The organism is Pseudoxanthomonas sp. (genome assembly GCF_036845285.1).
Classification (GTDB): domain Bacteria; phylum Pseudomonadota; class Gammaproteobacteria; order Xanthomonadales; family Xanthomonadaceae; genus Pseudoxanthomonas_A.
Window position 1 is genome coordinate 95,712 of sequence record NZ_DAIUEE010000008.1, and the last position, 21,744, is coordinate 117,455.

A 21,744-nucleotide genomic window follows, 5' to 3' on the forward strand; every position below is an offset into this window, starting at 1 on the left:
ATGACCAATCCCCTCAGCTGGATGAAGTCCCGCCTGGCGCACCGTGGCGACAGTGAGCACGGCCAGGCCGCCATCCGCATCGCGGTCATCTCGATCATCCTGTTCTATGCGCTGCTGCCGTCCTCGCGCGCGGCGCTGCCGGCGGGCGAGTACACGATCGTCCTGACGATCATCACGTCGGGCCTGATCAACGGGCTGGGCATCTTCGCGTGGCTGCTGGTGCAACCAGGCCAGTCGCACGTGCGTCGCGGGCTGGGCATGATCGCCGACTATGGCCTGCTGGCCGCGGCGATGAACGGCATGGGCGAGCCGCTGTCGTGGGCCTACGTCGTGCTGATGTGGATCACCGTCGGCAACGGCCTGCGTTACGGCAACCGCTACCTGGTGGTCGCGGTGGCGATGGCCAGTGCCTCGTTCGCCGCCGTGGTCGCCATGAACGACTACTGGCGGACCAACCTCACCCTTGGCGTGGGCCTGGTGCTCGGCCTGATCGCCGTGCCGATGTACCTCTCCGGCCTGTTGCGCGACCTGACCCGCGCGACCGACGAGGCGCGCCGCGCCAACGAGGCCAAGAGCCGTTTCCTCGCCAACATGAGCCACGAGTTCCGCACGCCGCTCAACGGCTTGGCGGGCATGTCCGAACTGCTGGCGACGACGCGGCTGGATGCCGAACAGCGCGAATGCCTGTCGACCATCCAGGCCTCCACGCGCACGCTGCTGGGCCTGGTCGAGGACGTGCTCGACATCTCGGCGATCGAAGCCGGCAAGGTCAAGCTCAACGTCGTGGAGTTCTCGCCGCGCGAACTGGTGGAGAGCATCGGCCTGATCCTGATGCCGCAGGCGCGTGGCAAGCAGGTCCGCTACGAAGGCACCGTCGATGACGCGATCCCGCTGAAGCTGCGCGGCGATGCCGGCCACCTGCGCCAGGTGTTGCTGAATCTCGCCGGCAACGCCGTCAAGTTCACCGACGAGGGCGAAGTCCGCATGGTGGTCACCCCGGCATTGGTCGAGGGCAACCGGATGCGCCTGCGCTTCACCGTGACCGATACCGGTATCGGCGTGCCGGTCGCCCTGCGCGAGCGGCTGTTCGAGGCCTTCGAACAGGCCGATGGCAGCCTGTCGCGTCGCTACGGCGGCACCGGCCTGGGCACGACCATCGCCAAGGGACTGACCGAGGCGATGGGCGGCACCATCGGGTTCGAAAGCCATGAGCAGCGTGGCAGTTGCTTCTGGGTCGAACTGCCGTTCGAAGCCGTGCCCGAGCGCGTCGTCGTGCCGGCGGTGCACGGACATGCGGAGTGGCTGGAGGAAGCGCCCGACACCGCCAGTGCCGAGAACATCATCGCGTTCTCCGATCCATTCCTGCGCCACCGCGCACGCGTGCGCAGCATGCAGATCCTGGTGGCCGACGACCACGAGGCCAACCGCATGGTCGTGCAGCGCCTGCTGCAGAAGGCCGGCCACCGCATCACCTGCGTCAATGGCGGCGAGGAAGTACTGGATGCGCTGGAGTCGGCATCCTACGACGCCGTCATCTGCGACCTGCACATGCCCGGCCTCAGCGGTCTCGACCTGTTGAAGCAGCTGCGCGTGATGGAAGCCGGCAGCGGCAGCCGCACGCCGGTGCTGATCCTCAGTGCCGACGTCACGCCCGAATCCATCCAGCGCTGCGAGCAGGCGGGCGCACGCGCGTTCCTCGCCAAGCCGGTCGTCGCGACCCGGCTACTGGATGCGCTCGCCGATATCGCCACCTCCGGGCGCGTCACCGCGACCGCCGTTTCGTCGATGCCCGCACGGACGGAAGTCTCAGACGGCGTGCTCGATGTCAGCGTGCTGGACGAACTGACCGCGCTCGGCATGGGCGATGCCTTCGAACGCGAGTTCATCGGGCAGTGCCTCAACGACGCCGACGGATGCATCGGCGCCATGGCGCATGCCATGGAGCGTGGCGATGGCGAGCATCTCCGCGAACACGCGCACGCGCTGAAAGGCGTGGCCAGCAATCTCGGCCTGGTGAAACTCGCTGCGGCCGCAGGCGAGATGATGAGCCTGGCGGACTGGCAGATCACGCGCGAATGGCGGCACCGCCTGGCGGCACTGAACTCGCACCTCAGTCACGGCCGTGCCGCGCTCGATGCGCGGCAGCGTGTGCGCGGTGCGACGGAAAAAGGCAACGAAGGTTCGTCGTCCTGATGCGATGGCCAGCGGCCGGGCGCGATGGCCGACAGCATCTCCCGGGTCGCACGGCAGTGGCGGGTCTCTGGCGAGTACGGTGACCCGGACTCGCCCTTGAAGGCGCTCTGCGCGCTTCAACCCCCTGGTTTTCCCCTGTATGTCCCGGTGTTGCTACAGCAGACGTGCAGGGAGTGGTCAGGCGGCGCGGATGGACCGCTTTTCCTGCGCGCGGACGATGCGCTCCATCATCTTCAGCGACTTGTCGCCGAGCGTCAGGGCCGTATCCACCCACACTTCGGTGATGCCCATCAGTTCGTCGTAGCCCACCGGCTGCGCCAGGTTGCGGCAGGCGTTCAGCGCCAGGTGCGCATGCGGCGAACGACGCTGCTTGTCGATGATGGTCTGCACCGCCGCGGCGCCCTGGCCCTTCGGCACCAGCACGTCGACCACGCCCATCCTGTACAGCTCGTCGCTGGTGTAGATGTTGCCTTCCAGGATGATCTTTTCGGCGACCTGCGGCGACACGCGCTTGCACAGGAACGAGTAGGCGCCCATGCCCGGGAACAGACCGAACAGCACTTCCGGCAGGCCCATGTCCACGCCCTCTTCGGCCACGATGGTGTGGCAGGACAGCGCGATTTCGAGGCCACCGCCCAGCGCATCGCCCTGGATCAGTGCGATGGTGCGGACGTCGCCGCCCAGGCCGGTGTTGAGGTGGTGGACACCATCGATGCAGCGGCGCGCATAGCTCAGCAGGCGGTCGCGGTTGTTCTCGCGGATCAGCTGGGAGAACAGCTCCAGGTCGCCACCGAGGTTGAAGGCGTTCGCGTCGGAGGCGATCACCAGGTGACGCAATTTGCCGGGCTGGCGCTGGGATTCGCGCAGGGTGATCGAGTTGGTGAAGCTCAACACGTCGTCGAGCATCTGGCTGCGGAAGCACGGGCGCACGCCGGGTGCGACATCCGAATGCATGTAAAGCCAGTGCGCATCGCCGCTGGGTTCGGATTCGACGCGAATGGTGGGGAATGCACGGGTGCGCTGCAGTTTTTCGACGTTGTTCATGGGGAGCTCCTTGGAGGGGTTTCTTGCCCGCGTGGCAGGGGAAGCGGGTGACGGATTAATGTGACGCAAGTGGCATCACGCGCCGATCCTACACCTGAACGAATAATTAAAATCCAGTGCACACACGCGCTTGCGGCAAGTCGCGGCCTCCCGACGGCCCCGAGTCTCCATATTTGTGACGAGCGTCTAGAATCGGACCCTAAAGTCCTGAACCAAAAGGAAAAGGCCGGCACAGGGCCGGCCTTTCCGAGAACGCTGAACAGGGTTCAGGCAGTCTTGGCGGGTTCGCGAAGTTCCTTGCGCAGGATCTTGCCGACGTTGGTCTTCGGCAGTTCCGTACGGAACTCGATGTGGCGCGGCTGCTTGTAGCCGGTGAGGTTGTCTCGACAGAACGCTTTCACCTGCTCGGCGGTGAGGGCAGGGTCCTTCTTCACGATGAAGACTTTCACGGCCTCGCCGGACTTGTCGTCGGGCACGCCGATCGCAGCGACTTCAAGCACGCCCTCCAGGCCCGCGATCACGTCCTCGACCTCGTTCGGATACACGTTGAAGCCGGAGACCAGGATCATGTCCTTCTTGCGGTCGACGATGTAGAAGAACCCATTCTCGTCCACCTTCGCCATGTCGCCGGTGTGCAGCCAACCGTCCGCGTCCATCACGTTCGCCGTTTCCTCGGGGCGCTGCCAATAGCCCTTCATCACCTGCGGACCCTTGATGCACAGTTCGCCGACTTCGCCCGCCGGCACGACGTTGCCATCGTCGTCCTTGAGGCATGCATCGGTGGAGGGCACCGGCAGGCCGATGGCGCCGTTGTACTCGTGCAGGTTCATCGGATTGATGCAGGCGGCCGGCGACGTTTCGGTCAGGCCGTAGGCCTCGATCAGCGTCACGCCGGTCACCTTCTTCCACTTTTCCGCGACCGCACGCTGCACCGCCATGCCGCCGCCGAGGGTCATCTTGAGGTTGGAGAAATCCACCTCGTCGAAGCCCGGCGTGTTGAGCAGGCCGTTGAACAATGTGTTGACGCCGGTGATCGCGGTGAAGCGCGTGGCCTTCAATTCCTTCACGAAACCCGGCATGTCGCGCGGGTTGGTGATCAGGTGGTTCAAGCCGCCCAGCTTCATGAAGACCAGGCAGTTCGCCGTCAACGCGAAGATGTGGTACAGCGGCAACGCGGTGATGATGACTTCCTGGCCGTAGTCGAGTCCCGTGCCGACCCACACGCCGGCCTGTTGCATGTTCGCCACCAGGTTGCGGTGCGTCAGCATCGCGCCCTTGGCCACGCCGGTGGTACCGCCGGTGTACTGCAGGAAGGCGATGTCGCCCGAATCGATGTCGATATCCGGCAGCGTGTGCAACTGGCCGAGCGTCAGCGTGTCCTTGAAGCGCACGGCGCCGGGGATGTCGTAGTCCGGCACCATCTTCTTCACGTACTTCAGTACGAAGTTGACGATGGCGCCCTTCGGGAACCCGACCATGTCGCCGAGCGCGGTCGTGACGACCTGCTTGACCTGCGTGCCGGTGAGGGCCTCCTGCGCGGTCTTGCCGAAATTGTCGACCACCAGCAGCACGCTGGCGCCGGAATCGACCAACTGGTGCTTCAATTCGCGCGGGGTGTACATCGGATTGACGTTCACCACCGTCAGGCCGGCGCGCAGCACGCCGAAGATCGCGATGGGGTACTGCAGGCAGTTCGGCATCATGATGGCGACGCGGTCGCCCTTCTTGAGTTTGAGTTCGCCCAGCAGGTAGGCGGCGAACTGCCGGCTGAGCTTGTCGATCTCGCCGTAGGTCAGGGTCTTGCCGAAGTTGCGGAACGCAGGGCGGTCGCGGTATTTGCCGATCGCTTCATCGAAGACGGATACGATGGAGCGGTACTGCTCCAGGTCGATCTCGTGCGGCACGCCTTGCGGGTAACTCTTGAACCACGGACGTTCCTGACTCATCGTTCGATTCCCTCCCCAGGGTCTTCGGGTCGCCTCGCGGCGTTCAATGGGTGAACGCCGGAGATGGCGCCTGCTGGGAGCATACCGTTCCGGATGGAAAAGGCGAAGGTTTCGATGGCGAAGACCGGATTCATCGCGCGCGGGTGGCTGTTCGCCTGCGTGCTGGCGCTGGCCGCCTGTGCCGGCGATATGCCGGAAGCGCAGTTGCGGCAGCAGTTCGATGCGATGCAGGCGGCAGTGGAGGCCGGCAAGGCGGGCGATTTCATCGACGGCGTCAGCCCCGATTTCGCCGGTGAAGAAGGCATGGACCGTGCTGCGTTGCACAACATGATCCGTGCGCACGCACTGATGAATGCGCGCATCGGCGCCACCACCGGACCACTCGAGGTCAAGGTGGATGGCGAGAACGCGGAGATCGCCTTCAATGTCCTGCTGACCTCCAGCAGCGGACGCCTGCTGCCGAACCAGGCCGGCACCTATCGCGTCACGACGGCCTGGCGGCGTGAGGGCGGCGACTGGCGCGTGTACCACGCCCGCTGGGAACGCGGGCAGTGATCACTTCACCGGCGTGAGCTTTCCCGGCGTCCAGCGATAGCGCAGCGTCTTGGACACGGTCGGGCAACAGCGTGGATCGTTGGGGCCGGGCCATTTCGTCTTCAACTGGATGACGCCATCGGCCACCGTCATGCCTTCCACCATGCCCAGGGCGTCCTGCGTCTCGCCGGCCGGCGCATAACGCGCACCCTGCTTCGCGAGCACGGCCACGCCATGGTGCCAGTAGGTGGGACCGTACAGGGTCCAGAGGACGACGATCTCCGACTGGCCGTCGCCGTCGAGATCGCTCACGACCACATCGCCTGCTTCGTAGCTCTCCTGCGGATTGCTTGCGGCGGATTGCTTGCCAGCGACGAACTGCCCGGCGATCCGTTTCGCCTCGTCCTGGTCGGGCGCGGCTGCGAAACCAGGGCTGGTCGCCAGTGCGCCGAAACACAGGCAGGCGCACACGAGGAAGCGCTGGAGGCGTCGATTCACGGCAGGTCTCCCATGGCCTCCGACAGGAGACCTTCAAGAGAGCAACGCAGCGACTGCGCGGAACCGGCAACACGCCGGCTTGCCCGAGCGCGGCGGGGACGGGATCATCAGGGCATCCAACAGGAAAACAACACCATGTCGATCCGCTGGACACTCCTGGCGTGCCTGTGGCTGGCCGCCGGCACCACGCTCGCGCAGGAAGCGCTTCCTTACCAGACGCCACCCGCCGAGATCCTGCAACTGGCGGACGTACAGCGTCCACCCAGCGTCGTCACCGATAGCGGCAACACGCGGCTAGTGCTGTTCTATCGGGATACGTTCAAGTCGCTGGCGGAACTGTCCGACGAGGAGCTGCGCCTGGGTGGCCTGCGGGTCAATCCGCGCACCAGCATCGCCAGCGCCACCGCCTATTTCAACAATCTGCAGGTGCAGGAACTTGCGGGAAGCACCGCACGGCAGGTGACGGGCCTGCCGCCGGCGCCACGCCTGGCCAACTTCGTCTGGTCGCCTGATGAAACACGGCTGGCGTTCACCCACACCACGCGTACCGGCGTCGAAGCCTGGGTGCTGGACCTGGCGTCGGCGCGTGCGACGCGCCTGACCGAGGCGCGCGTGAACGGCAACATCGGCAACCCGTTGACCTGGTTCCGCGACAACCAGGCGCTGCTGGTGCGCATGCTGCCCGTGCAACGGCCCGCGCTGATCGACACGTCGCGTGAGATACCCACCGGCCCCACCGTGTCCGTCAGCGATGGCAGCAAGGCGCAGAACCGCACCTACCAGGACCTGCTGAAGAATCCGCAGGACGAGGCCAATTTCACCGTGCTGGCGACCTCGGAACTGCATCGCGTTCCATTGAAGGGCCGGGCGACGCTGTGGCGCGGCGCGGGCATGTACACCGGGGAATCGTTCTCGCCGGACGGTCGTTACGTGCTGCTTCGCACGTTGCGGAAGCCGTTCTCGTACCTGGTGCCGTATGGCCGCTTTCCGTACCGCGCGGAGGTGGTGGAAACCACCGGCAGGGCGGTCGTTACCGTCGTCGACGCGCCGCTCGCGGAGAACCTGCCGAAGGGCTTCATGGCAGTGCGTGCAGGCCGTCGGGATATCGAGTGGCGCGCCGACCAGCCGGCGACGCTGGTATGGGCGGAAGCGTTGGACCAGGGCGATCCGTCGCTGGACGTGCCGTTCCGCGATGAAGCCTTCGCATGGGAGGCACCGTTCAGTGCATCGCCGCGCTCGATCTTCAAGACCATCGATCGCGTGCAGGGCGTGCTGTGGGGCGACGACCGCCATGCCATCGTCACCGACTACTGGTGGAATACGCGCAATACGCGCACCTATCTGTTCGATCCTTCGCAGGCCGGTGCGCCCCTGCGCGAACTGGCCAGTCGCAACTACCAGGACCAGTACAGCGATCCGGGCCGGTTCGAGACCCGCCGCAACGCCGCTGGCCAGCGCGTGCTGGCGCTGGATGACGGCCATGCGCACCTGATCGGCGAGGGCTTCACGCCGGAGGGCCAGTTCCCCTTCATCGACCGCATGGACCTGGCGACCGGCAAGAAGGAGCGGCTGTACACCTCGCGCCTGACCGGCCAGAAGGAAGCGATCCAGGCGGTACTGGATCCGCAGGCCGGCACCGTGCTGGTGCGGCTGGAATCGCCGACCGACTTTCCGAACTACTACATCCGCCATCTCAAGCAGCGCATCGCGCCGGTGCAGGTGACGCGCTTCGAAAATCCGTTCAAGGGGCTGCAGGGCGTGCACAAGGACGTCCTGACCTATACCCGGGCTGATGGCCTGCCGCTGACCGGCACGCTGTACCTGCCGGCGGGCTACGACCGTGCCGCGAAGACACAGACGCTGCCGCTGGTGATGTGGGCCTATCCGGCGGAGTACAAGGACCGCGACAGCGCCGGCCAGAACACCACCAACCCGAACGAGTTCATCTTCCCGAGCTACGGTTCGCCCATCTACTGGGTGACGCGCGGCTACGCGGTACTCGACGATGCGGCGTTCCCGATCGTCGGCGAGGGCGAGGAGGAGCCGAACGATTCCTTCGTCACCCAACTGGTGGCGAATGCGAAGGCAGCGATCGATGCCGTGGATGCGCTGGGCTACATCGACCGCACCCGCGTGGCGGTCGGCGGACACTCCTACGGCGCCTTCATGACCGCGAACCTGCTCACCCATTCGGACCTGTTCGCCGCCGGCATCGCGCGCAGCGGCGCCTACAACCGCACGCTGACGCCGTTCGGTTTCCAGCAGGAAGAGCGCAACTACTGGGAAGCGCCCGCGGTCTACAACGACATGTCGCCGTTCATGCACGTGGACAAGATGAAGACGCCGTTGCTGCTGGTGCATGGCGAGGCGGACAACAACTCCGGCACGTTCACGATGCAGAGCGAGCGCTACTTCAACGCATTGAAGGGATTCGGCGCGCCGACCCGGCTGGTGCTGCTCCCCAAGGAAAGCCACGGTTACGCAGCGAAGGAGTCGGTGCTGCATCTGCTCTGGGAGCAGGACCAGTGGCTGGAGCGCCATGTGAAGCAACGCAAGCCGGCGGGCGCAACTTCCAAAAGCTCGCCGCAATAGCACCAGACCTTCACCTTGTAGGAGCGAGGTCAGTCGCGACCGCATGGCCAACCGCCACGCGAGAAGCCGGTGGTTCTCTTTCCGGGTGCGCTGCGGCGCGTTCTTGCCCCTGCATGGGGTAATGCTGTCGGGGCGCGGTCGCGACTGACGTCGCGCCTACAGGGGAGCGCCCGCCCACTGTTTCCGGTGGGCGGGCGCCACGCGTTACGCCGTCTTTCGCGCCGCCAACTGGCGAAGCACGTAGTGCAGCAGGCCGCCGTGCCTGAAGTACTCGACTTCCTTCGGCGTCAGCATCAGTACCTTGACCTTGAACTCGACCGTCTTGCCGTCGGGCTTGCGGGCCGTGACGCTGGCGACCTTCGCCGCGCCGTCCTGCAGGCCGGTCACGTCGAAGACTTCCGAGCCATCCAGGCCCAGCGACTGCGCGTTCTCGCCGTCATTGAATTGCAGCGGCAGCACGCCCATGCCGACCAGGTTGGAACGGTGGATGCGCTCGAAGCTCTCGGCGATCACCGCTTTGACGCCCAGCAGGTTGGTGCCCTTGGCGGCCCAGTCGCGCGACGAGCCGGTGCCGTATTCCTTGCCGGCGATGACAACCAGCGGCACGCCGTCGGCCTGATACTTCATCGAGGCATCGTAGATGGACATCTTCTCCGGCGGGGTGCTGCCGAAGTACAGCGTGTTGCCGCCTTCCTCGCCGCCGAACATCAGGTTCTTGATGCGGATGTTGGCGAAGGTGCCGCGGACCATGACGTCGTCGTTGCCGCGACGGCTGCCGTAGCTGTTGAAGTCCACCGGCTGCACGCCGCGCGAGATCAGGAAGCGGCCCGCGGGCGACTCCTTCTTGATGTTGCCGGCGGGCGAGATGTGGTCGGTGGTGATGGAGTCGCCGAACAGGCCGAGCACGCGCGCACCGTGCACATCGTCGATGCTGCCGATCTCCATCGACATGCCGTCGAAGTAGGGCGGGTTCTTGATGTAGGTGGACTCGCCATCCCACGCGTACAGGTCGCCATCGGGCGAGGCGATGGTGTTCCAGCGTGAATCGCCCTTGAAGACGTCGGCGTAGTTCTTGGCGAACATCTCCGGCCCGATGGTCTTCGCGATGAAGTCGCCGATCTCCTGGTTGCTCGGCCAGATGTCCTTGAGGAAGACGGGCTGGCCATCGCTGCCGGTTCCCAGCGGCTCGGTGGTGAGGTCGATGTCGGTGGTGCCGGCGATGGCATAGGCCACTACCAGCGGCGGGCTGGCCAGGTAGTTCATCTTCACTTCGGGATGCACGCGGCCCTCGAAGTTGCGATTGCCCGACAGCACGGACGCCGCGACCAGATCATCCGCAGCGATCGCCGCCGACACGTCATCCGGCAGCGGACCGGAGTTGCCGATGCAGGTGGTGCAGCCATAGCCGACGACGTAGAAGCCGAGCTTCTCCAGGTCGTCCAGCACGCCGGCTTTTTCCAGGTAGTCGGTGACCACGCGCGAACCGGGGCCGAGCGAAGTCTTCACCCACGGCTGCGCCTTCAAGCCCTTGGCGGCCGCATTGCGCGCCAGCAGGCCGGCACCCAGCATGACGGCGGGATTGGACGTGTTGGTGCAGGAGGTGATGGCGGCGATCACCACATCGCCGTCCCGCAGCTTCCGGCCCGTGCCCGTGGAGGGGGAGGATTCGTGCGCCGCTTCGTGCGCCCCGACCGCCGTTCCGCCGCCGCCTTCGTTCTTCAGCCGGTCTTCCTGCACCAGGTCGATGCGCTTGCGGCGGGCATCGGCGAACGGCACCAGGTTGTCGCGGAAATTCTCCTTCACGTCCTGCAGCAGCACGCGGTCCTGCGGGCGCTTGGGGCCGGCCAGCGACGGCTTCACGTCGCCCATGTCGAGATGCAGGGTGGCGCTGTACTCGGCGTGCGGGCTGTCCGGCGTATGCCACAGGCCTTGCGCCTTGGCGTAGGCCTCGACCAGTGCGATCTGTTCTTCGCTGCGACCCGACAGGTGCAGGTAGTTCAGCGATTCCTGGTCGACCGGGAAGATGCCGCAGGTCGCGCCGTATTCCGGCGCCATGTTGCCGATGGTGGCGCGGTCGGCCAGCGGCAGGTGCTGCAGGCCATCGCCGAAGAACTCGACGAACTTGCCGACCACGCCCAGCTTGCGGAGCATCTGGGTGACGGTGAGCACCAGGTCGGTCGCGGTGGCGCCTTCCGGCAGTTTGCCGGTCAGCTTGAAGCCGACCACCTGCGGGATCAGCATCGACGATGGCTGGCCCAGCATCGCGGCTTCCGCCTCGATGCCACCGACGCCCCAGCCCAGCACGCCGATGCCGTTGATCATCGTGGTGTGGCTGTCGGTGCCGAAGACCGTGTCGGGGTAGGCGATGGCCTGGCCGTCCTTCTCGCCGGTCATCACCACGCGGGCGAGGTTCTCCAGGTTCACCTGGTGGACGATGCCGGTGTTCGGCGGCACCACCTTGAAGTTGTCGAACGCCTTCTGGCCCCAGCGCAGGAAGCCGTAGCGTTCCTTGTTGCGCTGGAATTCGATCTTGCCGTTGAGGTCCAGCGCATCCGGGCTGCCGAACACGTCCACCTGCACCGAGTGATCGATGACCAGTTCCGAGGGAATCAGCGGATTGATCTGGTCCGGGCTGCCGCCCAGCTTCACCACGGCGTCGCGCATCGCGGCCAGGTCGACCACGCAGGGCACGCCGGTGAAGTCCTGCAGCACCACGCGCGCCGGCATGAACGCGATCTCTGTATCCGGTTCGGCCTTCGGGTCCCACGTCGCCACAGCCTCGATGTGGTGGGCGGTGACGGTCTCGCCGTCCTCGTGGCGCAGGAGGTTCTCGAGCAGGATCTTCATCGAGTAGGGCAGGCGGGCGATATCGAACCGCTTGCCCAGCGCGGGCAGGCTGGAATAGACGTAACGGCGGCCACCGACTTCGAGGTCGGCGCGCGTGGAAAAGGTATCGGTCATGCGGAAGCTCCTGTCGCGGGTTGCTAGCGGTGACGCGGTCGGGCTGGTCGTGGCGGGCATGCGTGGATGTGCAGGCATCCTGGTTGCTGCGGGGTGATGCAGAGCGGCGCCCGGTCGATGCGCGCCGCCGCTTCGGGGCGACCAGTGTAGGCCGGCCGGTGTGGCGGGCGTGTCATCGGTCGGGCAAGCCTCACGGGTTCTGCCAGGTGTTCTTGAGCATCTGCAGGAACCGCTCGGCGGCGGGCGAGAGCATCGCGCCACGCCTGCGCACGATGCCGATTGTACGTGACACCACGGGGGGCGCGATCTCGCGGGTCACCAGAATGGAGTGTTCCTGCTGCGGCGTGGCCATCCGTGGCAGCACCGAAATGCCGACGCCCGCTTCGACCAGGCCGAGCGAGGTCGACAGGTGCGTCACCTCGTAGAACCAGCTGAGCTTGAGGTTCTCGCGCGCGAGCGCGCCATCGAGCAGGGTGCGGTTGCCGCTGGTGCGATGCACGGTGATCAAGGGGTGCTGGGCAATGTCGTGCCAGGTCACGCGGCGCTTGGTCGCCAGCGGATGATCGCGCCGGCAGGCGAGTACGAAGGGATCTTCGACCAGCGAGTCGAATTCAAGCTCGGGATCGGACGCGCCCATGAAGTTGATGCCGAACTCCACCTCGCCGCGTTCGACGGCCTGCAGACCTTCGGTAGCCGGGATATCGAGGATGCGGAAGCGGACGCTGGGATGGTCCTCGTGGAAGCGCGCGATGACGCTCGGCAGGAAGTAGAACGCTGCGGTCGGCAGGCAGGCGATGGTGACCTGGCTGCCGCGGCCGTCATCGACGCCGCGCGAGGCGAACAGCGAGCCGTCGAACTCCTCGATCATGCGGCGCACCAGCGGCAGCAGGTTCTGCCCGACGGCGGTCGGCGCGACGCTGCGCGTGGTGCGTTCCAGCAGCGGCGCGCCGACCGCGCTTTCCAGTTTCTGGATGCGCCGGCTCAGCGCCGGCTGCGAGACGTGCAGGGCCTCGGCGGCGCGATGGAAGCTGCGGGTCTCGGCGACGAGCAGGAAAGCGCGCAGATCGAGGATTTCGCAATTAATGCTCATAACGTATCAATTCTCCGAAAATTAGCATTTCACAGATCAATTCAGGTCATGCCAGTATCGCAACGAATCGATTAATTGATTCGATATTCATATCAATCTGCGGCCCTTATGTCCAACGATCTCTTCAGCGTTCCCTGTGTCCTGATGCGTGGCGGCAGCTCGAAAGGGCCGTTCTTCCGTGCGTCGGACCTGCCGGCGGATCCCGCCGAGCGGGATCGCCTGCTGCTGGAGATCATGGGCGCCGGGCATCCGCTGCAGATCGACGGCATCGGTGGCGGCAATGCGCTGTCGAGCAAGGTCGCCATTGTCGGCCCACCGACCCGGGCCGACGCCGACATCGATTACCTGTTCGCCCAGGTACGCCTCGACCGCCAGCTGGTCGACACCATGCCCAACTGCGGCAACATGCTGGCCGCAGTGGGTCCGTTCGCGATCGAGTCGGGCATGGTCGCCGCCGGCGATCCCCGGACCGAGGTGCGCATCCACAACGTCAATACCGGCAAGGTGATCCTGGCCACCGTGGAGACCCCGCAGGGTCGCGTGCACTACCGCGGCGAGACCGCGATCGCCGGCGCCCCGGGCACCGCGGCGCCGATCTCGCTGGCGTTCCTCGACGCCGCCGGCGCCCGAACTGGCAAACTGTTGCCTACCGGCGAAGCCAGCGAATGGATCGATGGCGTCGAGGTGAGCTGCATCGACTGCGCGATGCCGATGGTGATGCTCGAGGGTGCGGCCCTGGGCGTGACCGATTCGGAGTCGGTGGCCGAACTCAACGCGAACACCGGGATGCTGGCCCGTCTGGAACGGATCCGCATCGAGGCCGGGCGCAGGATGGGCATCGCCGATGCGGCCGATCGCGTCATCCCCAAGCCCGTGCTGCTGCTGCCGCCCCGGGCGGGCGGCGTGCTGCAGGTGCGCTATTTCATGCCCCACCAGTGCCACAGCGCGCTGGCGATTACCGGTGCGGTCGGTATCTCGACCGCGTGCGTCACCGACGGAACGGTGGCGCAGCGCATGGCAGGCAGCCTCTCGCTGCCCGGCAGCGTGCGGCTTGAACACCCGAGCGGTTGCCTGGACGTGGCACTGCACAGACCCGCAATGGATGCCCCGATCGTCGCCAGCGTCGTGCGGACCGCACGGCGGCTGTTCGAGGGCCGCGTCTTCGCCAGCACGGATCCGCGGCGCAACGCACAAACGCCATGGAGTTCGGCTGCGTGAACTGAAAGAGTCGGGCAGCCGCCCGGTCCAACGCCATCACCATCCTGGGAGGGATCGATGTACAAGCGTCTCATCACCGCCGTGCTTGCGGCGGCCATCGTGTGTGCTGCCGGTTGCAGTGGCAGCCACGGGCCTGCTGAAGCCGAGTCGGTACGCATCAGCGTCGGCTCGTACAACCTCAACAACCTGCCGTTCTTCATCGCCGATGCCAACGGGTATTTCGAAGACGTGGGCCTGAAGGTCCAGACCGAGAACTTCGCCCAGGGCGGCTCCAAGGTGCTGCAGGCACTGGTCGCCGGCTCCACCGATGTCGCGGTCGGCTTCTACGACCACACCATCCAGATGCAGGCCAAGCAGAAGGATGTCGTCGCGTTCGTGCTGCTGTCGCGCAACTCCGGGCTGGTGCTGGCCGGTCGTCCCGACAGCACGTTCGATCCGGCCAATCCGGCATCGATCCGCGGCATGAAGGTCGGCATCACCGCGCCCGGCTCGTCGTCCGACTTCTTCATCCGTCACTACCTCGCGCGCAACAACATCCCGGTCGACGACATTTCTATCATCGGCGTCGGCTCGGGCGCGGCTGCGGTCGCGGCGTTGCAGCAGAGCAAGATCGACCTGCTGGTGAATTACGACCCGGCCGGCACGCTGCTCGTCGAGCGTGGCGTCGGCAAGATCCTCATCGATGCGCGCAGCGATGAGGGGGCGCGCGAAGTCTATGGCGGCATCTATCCGACCTCGGTGATGTATGCGCAGCGGTCGTTCCTCGACAAGCGCCCCGAAGCGGTCGAGAAGATCGTGCGCGCCGAACGCATGGCGCTGGCGTTCATCGCCGACCACACCTCGGCGGAAGTCGTGGCTGCACTGCCGGACAAGTACATTTCCGGCGACCGCGACACCTATGCCAAGGCGGTCGAACAGGCCCGTGCGATCTTCACCCGCGACGGCCGGTTCGAGCCGAAGGACCTGGAAACGCCGCTGCTCGTGCTGCGCGAGTTCAACACCGATGTCGCCAATGCCGACATCGATCTCGAGAAGACCTACACCAACGCATTCGTCGACCGCGTCGCCGCGGACGCGAAGCAGTAAGGAGGTTCCATGGCTATCGCCAGTGTTACCCGCATCCGGGACGAAGTCCCGATACCGACCCCGTCGCGTTCGATGGTATCGGTCGATAACGTCACGATGTCCTTCGGTGATTTCACTGCGGTGCGCGACGTCGACATCGACGTCGCCGACGGCGAGTTCGTCGCCATCGTCGGACCGACCGGCTGTGGCAAGAGCACCATCCTGAATGCCGTCGCCGGCCTGCTGGGTCCGACCAAGGGCGGCATCCGCATCGACGGCAAGCCGGTCAGCGGCGTGCAGGAATCGGTGGGCTACCTGTTCCAGCAGGACGCGCTGTTGCCATGGAAGACGGCCCTCCAGAATGTCGAACTCGGTTTGCGCTTCCGTGGCGTCGACACGAAAGAACGCGAGCAGCGCGCGCATGCCTGGCTGGCGAAGGTCGGCCTCAAGGGCTTCGAGCACCGCTATCCGCACCAGTTGTCGGGTGGCCAGCGCAAACGCGTGCAGATGGCGCAGGCCCTCATCGTCGAACCCAAGGTGATACTGATGGACGAGCCGTTCTCCGCGCTCGACATCCATACCCGCCATCTGATGCAGAACGAACTGCTGCGACTGTGGCAGGAAGACCGTCGCGCGGTGATGTTGATCACGCATGACCTCGAAGAGGCGATCGCGCTCGGCGACCGTGTCGTCGTGCTGTCCTCCGGTCCGTCGAGCCGGGTGGTCGAAAGCTTCCAGGTGGACCTGGAGCGGCCGCGCAATGTCGCGGAAATCAAACTCGACCAGCGGTTCACCGACCTCTATCGCGATATCTGGGCCTGCCTGCGCGGCGAAGTGGAGAAGAGCTATGCACGCCAAGACTGACCGCATCATCCAGATCATGCTCGTCGTCGGCGTGTTCGGCGGCTGGCAGGCCGGCGTGTCGGCCGGCCTCATCGATCCGTTCTTCTTTCCGGCGCCATGGGAAATCGTCCGGCAGATGGTCACGTGGTTGCTGGACACCAGCTTCTACAAGCATGTCTCCATCACCCTGACCGAAACGGTGCTGGGCTATGTGATCGGCACCGCACTCGGCGTCACCGGTGGCGTCTGGCTTGGCCTGAGTCGGCGTTCGGCACGGATCCTCGATCCTTTCATCAAGGGTTTCAATGCGATTCCACGCGTGGTGCTGGCACCGATCTTCGTGCTGTGGCTCGGCCTGGGCCTGTGGTCGAAGGTCGCGCTGGCGGTGACGCTTGTGTTCTTCGTCACGTTTTTCAACGCCATGCAGGGCGTGCGCGAGGTGAACCCGGTAGTGCTGGCGAATGCACGCATCCTCGGCGCGAATCGTCGTGACCTGCTGCGTCATGTGTACTTCCCGGCAGCCGCGAGCTGGATCCTGTCCTCGCTGCGCACGTCGGTTGGCTTCGCGGTGGTCGGCGCGATCATCGGCGAGTACCTCGGTGCGTCCGCAGGTCTGGGCTATCTGATCGCGCAGGCCGAAGGCAACTTCAATGCGGTCGGCGTGTTCGCCGGCATCATCATCCTGGCGGGCTTCGTGTTGATCATCGATTTCTTTCTCGACATCGCCGAGAACCGCTTGATTACCTGGCGTCCCAACGCCTCGCGCGAAGCCACGAGTTGACGACCGGCGTTCCGGCGTGCGCTGCGCCGGGACGTCTTCGACACCCGTCCCCCACGTCCGGGTGCGCTTCCGCGCCGGTACCCCCTCGTCGGCACCGGCGCCTTCCTTCCGAATTTCTGCCCGTCGCCCGCCGGCGGGCCTGTCTGCGGCCGCCTGCAGCGAGGGCGTGCCGTGCCTGGAGATTGCACGATGCGCATGTCGTTCCGCCCCCGTCCCACCGCACTGGCCGTTGGCCTGCTGCTGGCTTCGTCCACCGCCTCCGCACAGACCGCGCCGAGCGAACTGGAAACGCTGGTTCGCCAGCAGGCCGAACAGATCCGCCAGCTCGAAGCGCGCCTGGCGGCGCTCGAAACCGGCACGCCACCGGTCGCCGCACAGGCGCCGGCTGCCGCCGATCCTGCGCTCGTCGAGCGCATCGCCAAGGTCGAAGCCGCGCAGGCCAAGGCGCCAGCGGTCAGCTGGTCCAAGGGCGCGCCGCAGTTCACCAGCAGCGACGGCCAGACCACGTTCCGGCCGCGAGGCCGCGTCTTCGTCGACGCCTCCAGCACCCGCGGCTCGGACTTCGACGCGCGCAACATCACCGGCACGGAGATCCGCTCGGTGCGCCTGGGCGTCGAAGGCAGCTACGGCAAACTCGGTTACGCGGTCGAGGGCGATTTCGCCGACAACGGCGTGGCCTGGAAATCGGCCTACGCGACCATCGGCCACACCGCGTTCGGGCGCGAGGCGGACCTCACCATCGGCAACCGGCTCAACGACCGCGGTATCGACGGTTCCAGCAGCACCGCCAATACGCCGTTCCAGGACCGCAACGTGGTCGGCACCCAGGTCCTGCCGCAGCGCGGCCTGTTCGGCGTTGGTCTGACCGAGCGCGTCTACGGTGACAACTGGCACGGCAGCCTCTCGGTCGCCGGCAACGACCTCAACAACGTCGGCGACAGCAACGATTCGATGACCGTCGCCGGCCGCGCGCACTGGAATCCGGTGAAGGGCGAGGGTCGCCTGCTGCATCTCGGTGCCTGGGGCTTTTACGAGGACATCGCACCCAACAGCACTGGCGTGTTCCGCAGTTCGGCGATTTCAGGGCATCTCAACGATCTGGTGAAGATCGCGCCCGGCACGCTCAACGGCGCCACCCACGGCCACGGCTACGGGGTCGAACTGCTCGGCGTGCGCGGCCCGTTCTGGGGCTATGGCGAGTGGGGCACGCGCGAAGTGTCGGGGCTCGGTGGTGGTGGCCGCTATGCGGTGACCCACGATGCCTGGGCGCTCTCGGCTGGCTGGTTCCTGTCCGGCGCCACCCCGTCGTTCGCGGCGAAGACCGGCACCTGGAGCCGGGTGAAGATCGCGCGTCCCGTCACTGCCGGTGGCCCTGGGGCCTGGGAGCTCAAGGCCCGCTACGAGAACGTGGACTACGCCGAGCTGCCTACGGGCGGTACCGGGGACGCGCTGACCGCCGGCGTGAACTGGTATCTCAACGATTTCAGCCGGGTCATGCTCGATGTGGTGCGTTGGGAGACCGACAACCGCAGTGGCGCCTACCGCGGCGAGGACCGCGGCACCACGTTCAACGCCCGCTTCCAGCTGGCGTTCTGACGGCCCCGTCCAGCGTCATCGCGATTCGAACGGGCCGGGTTCGCATGAATCCGGCCCGTCGCGTTGTTGGCCTGAGGCTTGAGTATGTTTGTTCAGGTACGTATAATTCGCGCATACTTTCCGGAGGTCCCCGATGGAAGCCACCGTCGCCGAGCGCGGCCAGATCACCTTGCCGAAAGCCGTCCGTGATGCGCTGGGCCTGAGCAAGGGCAGCGTGCTGAAGGTCGAACTGGAAGGTAGCCGCATCGTGTTGCGGAAGAGCGTCGACGACGCGATTTCGCGCGTGCGCGGCAAGTTCGCCCTCGACGCCGACGGTGCGCCGAACGAATGATCGCCGTCGACGCCCCTGTCCTGATCGAGCTGTTGACCGATGGCGCGCGCGCCGATGCGGTCGAAGCCGGCCTGCGCCAGAGTCTCGGCAGTGGCCGCGTGGTCGTCTGCGATGCCGCACTGGCGCAGCTCTGCGCCTCATTGCGCAACGGCGCCGATGCGCTGGCGGCGCTGGAGGAGATGGGCGTGCATTTCAATCCCGTCGAAGCCAAGTCCGCGCTGCGCGCCGGCGAAATGCAGCGCCGGCATCGCCAGCGCGATGGCGAGGCAAGGCCGATCGCGGACTTCCTGGTCGGCGCGCATGCGCTGCTGCAGTGCGACGGGCTGATCACCTTCGACACCGCCTTCCATCGCGACTACTTCAAGGGCCTGAAACTCATCGTGCCCGCCACCGAATAAGCCTCAACCGTTTTCCTTTCCACCGCACCATCGAACGACCGGAGCCACCCATGTTGGAAGCCTATCGCCACCACGTAGCCGAGCGCGCCGCGCTGGGCATTCCGCCGCTGCCGCTGTCGGCCCAGCAGACGGCCGAGGTCATCGAACTGCTGAAGAGCCCGCCGGCCGGTGAAGAGGATTTCCTGGTCGACCTGATCACGCACCGCGTGCCGGCCGGCGTGGACGATGCCGCCAAGGTCAAGGCGTCCTACCTGGCCGCCGTCGCGTTCGGCACCGAGAAGACCGCGCTGTTGTCCCCGAAGCGCGCCACCGAACTGCTGGGCACCATGCTGGGTGGCTACAACATCCATCCGCTGATCGAGTTGCTGGACAACGCCGAGCTTGGCGCCACCGCCGCGGAAGGCCTGAAGCACACGCTGCTGATGTTCGACAGCTTCCATGACGTGCAGGAAAAGGCCGAGAAGGGCAACGCGCACGCGCAGGGCGTGCTGCAGAGCTGGGCCGACGCGGAATGGTTCACCAGCAAGCCGGAAGTGCCGCAGTCGCTGACTATCACCGTGTTCAAGGTGCCGGGCGAGACCAACACCGACGACCTGTCGCCGGCGCCTGATGCCACCACGCGCCCGGACATCCCGATGCACGCGCTGGCGATGCTGAAGAACAAGCGCCCGGACGCCCCGTTCGTGCCGGAAGAAGACGGCAAGCGCGGCCCGATCGCCGAGATTCTGTCGCTGAAAGACAAGGGCCATCTGGTCGCCTACGTCGGTGACGTCGTCGGCACCGGTTCGTCACGCAAGTCGGCGACCAACAGCGTGCTGTGGTTCACCGGACAGGACATCCCGTTCATCCCGAACAAGCGCTTCGGCGGCGTGTGCCTTGGTTCCAAGATCGCGCCGATCTTCTACAACACCATGGAGGACGCCGGCGCGCTGCCGATCGAACTCGATGTGTCGCAGATGAACCATGGCGATGTGGTCGAACTGCGCCCGTACGACGGCAAGGCGCTGAAGAACGGGCAGGTGATCGCCGAGTTCCAGGTGAAGTCGGACGTGCTGTTCGACGAAGTGCGTGCCGGTGGCCGCATCCCGCTGATCGTCGGTCGCGGCCTGACGGCCAAGGCGCGCGAAGCGCTGAAGCTGCCGGCGACGGAGCTGTTCCGCCAGCCGCAGCAGCCGGTCGACAGCGGCAAGGGCTTCTCGCTGGCGCAGAAGATGGTCGGCCGCGCCTGCGGCCTGCCGGAAGGGCAGGGCGTGCGTCCGGGCACCTATTGCGAGCCGAAGATGACCTCGGTGGGTTCGCAGGACACCACAGGCCCGATGACCCGCGACGAGCTGAAGGATCTGGCCTGCCTCGGTTTCAGTGCCGACCTGGTGATGCAGTCGTTCTGCCACACCGCTGCCTATCCGAAGCCGGTGGACGTGAAGACGCACCACACGCTGCCGGAGTTCATCTCCACCCGCGGCGGCATCTCGCTGCGTCCGGGCGACGGCGTGATCCACAGCTGGCTCAACCGCATGCTGATGCCCGACACCGTCGGCACCGGCGGCGATTCGCACACGCGCTTCCCGGTCGGCATCTCGTTCCCAGCAGGTTCTGGTCTGGTCGCATTCGCCGCCGCCACCGGCGTGATGCCGCTGGACATGCCGGAGTCGGTGCTGGTCCGTTTCAAGGGCGAACTGCAGCCGGGCGTGACGCTGCGCGACCTGGTCAACGCGATCCCGTACTACGCGCTCAAGTCCGGTCTGCTGACCGTGGCCAAGGCGGGCAAGAAGAACATCTTCTCCGGCCGCATCCTCGAGATCGAAGGCCTGCCGGACCTGAAGGTTGAGCAGGCATTCGAGCTGTCCGACGCCTCGGCTGAGCGTTCGGCCGCCGGCTGCACCGTGCGCCTGAACAAGGAGCCGATCATCGAATACCTCACCAGCAACATCACGCTGCTGAAGTGGATGATCGCCGAAGGCTACGCCGACGCCCGTTCGCTGGCCCGCCGCATCAAGAAGATGGAAGCCTGGCTGGCCGACCCGCAGCTGCTTGAGCCGGATGCCGACGCCGAATACGCCGCCATCATCGACATCGACCTGGCCGACGTGCACGAGCCGCTGCTGGCCTGCCCGAACGATCCGGACGACGTGAAGACGCTGTCCGAAGTCGCCGGCACCGTGATCGACGAAGTGTTCATCGGCTCGTGCATGACCAACATCGGCCACTTCCGCGCTGCCGCCAAGCTGCTGGAAGGCAAGCGCGACATCCCGACGCGCCTGTGGGTCGCGCCGCCGACCAAGATGGATGCCTCGGAGCTGACCAAGGAAGGCGTCTACGGCACGTTCGGCACCGCCGGCGCGCGCATGGAAATGCCGGGCTGCTCGCTGTGCATGGGCAACCAGGCGCAGGTGCGCGAGGGCGCGACGGTGTTCTCCACCTCGACCCGCAACTTCCCGAACCGCCTGGGCCGCAATTCCAACGTGTTCCTGGGCTCGGCCGAGCTGGCTGCCATCTGCTCGCGCCTGGGCAAGATCCCGACCAAGGCCGAGTACATGGCCGATATCGGCGTGATCAACGAGAAGGGCGCCGAGATCTACCGCTACATGAACTTCGACCAGATCGAGGAGTACCAGGACGTGGCGAAGACCGTCGCGGCCTGATCGGCGGGTGGA

The 21,744-nt window shown here is 65.9% G+C and carries 16 protein-coding genes; 11 read left to right on the plus strand and 5 right to left on the minus strand.

The genetic code is table 11. The annotated features are described in order from the left end of the window. Positions 1-2,193, plus strand: coding sequence for an ATP-binding protein (locus V7060_RS11705; RefSeq protein WP_334179419.1), 2,193 nt, complete (start codon positions 1-3; stop codon positions 2,191-2,193). Between the two features lie 177 nt (positions 2,194-2,370). Here V7060_RS11705 and V7060_RS11710 read toward each other — a convergent pair whose 3' ends face one another. Both V7060_RS11710 and V7060_RS11715 read right to left on the minus strand, forming a co-directional pair. Continuing rightward, positions 2,371-3,237: a crotonase/enoyl-CoA hydratase family protein gene (locus V7060_RS11710; RefSeq protein ID WP_334179420.1), complete on the minus strand. Its 867-nt coding sequence runs from the start codon at positions 3,235-3,237 to the stop codon at positions 2,371-2,373. Between the two features lie 266 nt (positions 3,238-3,503). Next, complete coding sequence (locus V7060_RS11715) at positions 3,504-5,183, minus strand: long-chain fatty acid--CoA ligase (RefSeq protein WP_334179421.1); 1,680 nt, start codon at positions 5,181-5,183, stop codon at positions 3,504-3,506. A 114-nt stretch (positions 5,184-5,297) separates the two neighbouring features. Here V7060_RS11715 and V7060_RS11720 point away from each other — a divergent pair, with 114 nt between their 5' ends. Further along, a complete protein-coding gene (locus V7060_RS11720; protein WP_334179422.1) occupies positions 5,298-5,738 on the plus strand; it encodes a nuclear transport factor 2 family protein in 441 nt (146 codons plus the stop codon). Here the strand turns inward: V7060_RS11720 and V7060_RS11725 are convergent, their stop codons facing one another. Then, entirely contained in the window at positions 5,739-6,215 is a 477-nt protein-coding gene (locus tag V7060_RS11725; protein ID WP_334179423.1) for a hypothetical protein, read from the minus strand. 135 nt (positions 6,216-6,350) lie between these two features. On the opposite strand from V7060_RS11725, the gene V7060_RS11730 reads away from it, so the two are divergent. Continuing rightward, on the plus strand, positions 6,351-8,807 hold the full coding sequence (locus V7060_RS11730; RefSeq protein WP_334179424.1) for a prolyl oligopeptidase family serine peptidase: 2,457 nt from the start codon (positions 6,351-6,353) through the stop codon (positions 8,805-8,807). Positions 8,808-9,011: 204 nt separating this feature from the next. Here V7060_RS11730 and acnA read toward each other — a convergent pair whose 3' ends face one another. Together acnA and V7060_RS11740 are read right to left on the minus strand one after the other, a co-directional pair. Further along, on the minus strand, positions 9,012-11,768 hold the full coding sequence (gene acnA / locus V7060_RS11735) for an aconitate hydratase AcnA (RefSeq protein WP_334179425.1): 2,757 nt from the start codon (positions 11,766-11,768) through the stop codon (positions 9,012-9,014). 190 nt (positions 11,769-11,958) lie between these two features. Then, positions 11,959-12,858 (minus strand): LysR substrate-binding domain-containing protein, encoded by a 900-nt coding sequence (locus V7060_RS11740; RefSeq protein ID WP_334179426.1) that lies wholly within the window; start codon positions 12,856-12,858, stop codon positions 11,959-11,961. A 108-nt stretch (positions 12,859-12,966) separates the two neighbouring features. Here V7060_RS11740 and V7060_RS11745 point away from each other — a divergent pair, with 108 nt between their 5' ends. The 8 genes from V7060_RS11745 (at position 12,967) to acnB (ending at position 21,732) form a co-directional block, all read left to right on the plus strand. Further along, positions 12,967-14,076 (plus strand): 4-oxalomesaconate tautomerase, encoded by a 1,110-nt coding sequence (locus V7060_RS11745; RefSeq protein ID WP_334179427.1) that lies wholly within the window; start codon positions 12,967-12,969, stop codon positions 14,074-14,076. Positions 14,077-14,133: 57 nt separating this feature from the next. Continuing rightward, positions 14,134-15,162, plus strand: a complete 1,029-nt coding sequence (locus V7060_RS11750) for an ABC transporter substrate-binding protein (RefSeq protein ID WP_334179428.1) — start codon at positions 14,134-14,136, stop codon at positions 15,160-15,162. A gap of 9 nt (positions 15,163-15,171) precedes the next feature. Continuing rightward, positions 15,172-16,005: an ABC transporter ATP-binding protein gene (locus tag V7060_RS11755; protein WP_334179429.1), complete on the plus strand. Its 834-nt coding sequence runs from the start codon at positions 15,172-15,174 to the stop codon at positions 16,003-16,005. Beyond that, positions 15,989-16,765 carry an ABC transporter permease gene (locus V7060_RS11760; RefSeq protein WP_334179430.1) on the plus strand — a complete coding sequence of 259 codons (777 nt, stop codon included), beginning with the start codon at positions 15,989-15,991 and terminating at the stop codon, positions 16,763-16,765. Before V7060_RS11755 ends, V7060_RS11760 begins: the two co-directional genes overlap by 17 nt. A gap of 195 nt (positions 16,766-16,960) precedes the next feature. Further along, positions 16,961-18,361, plus strand: a complete 1,401-nt coding sequence (locus V7060_RS11765; protein ID WP_334179431.1) for a porin — start codon at positions 16,961-16,963, stop codon at positions 18,359-18,361. Between the two features lie 133 nt (positions 18,362-18,494). Next, entirely contained in the window at positions 18,495-18,692 is a 198-nt protein-coding gene (locus tag V7060_RS11770) for an AbrB/MazE/SpoVT family DNA-binding domain-containing protein (RefSeq protein WP_334179432.1), read from the plus strand. Continuing rightward, entirely contained in the window at positions 18,689-19,090 is a 402-nt protein-coding gene (locus V7060_RS11775; protein ID WP_334179433.1) for a type II toxin-antitoxin system VapC family toxin, read from the plus strand. Before V7060_RS11770 ends, V7060_RS11775 begins: the two co-directional genes overlap by 4 nt. Positions 19,091-19,140: 50 nt before the next feature. Then, the gene (acnB, locus tag V7060_RS11780) at positions 19,141-21,732 is read left to right on the plus strand and encodes a bifunctional aconitate hydratase 2/2-methylisocitrate dehydratase (protein WP_334179434.1); all 2,592 of its coding nucleotides are present in this window, start codon (positions 19,141-19,143) and stop codon (positions 21,730-21,732) included. Positions 21,733-21,744 lie beyond the last annotated feature (12 nt).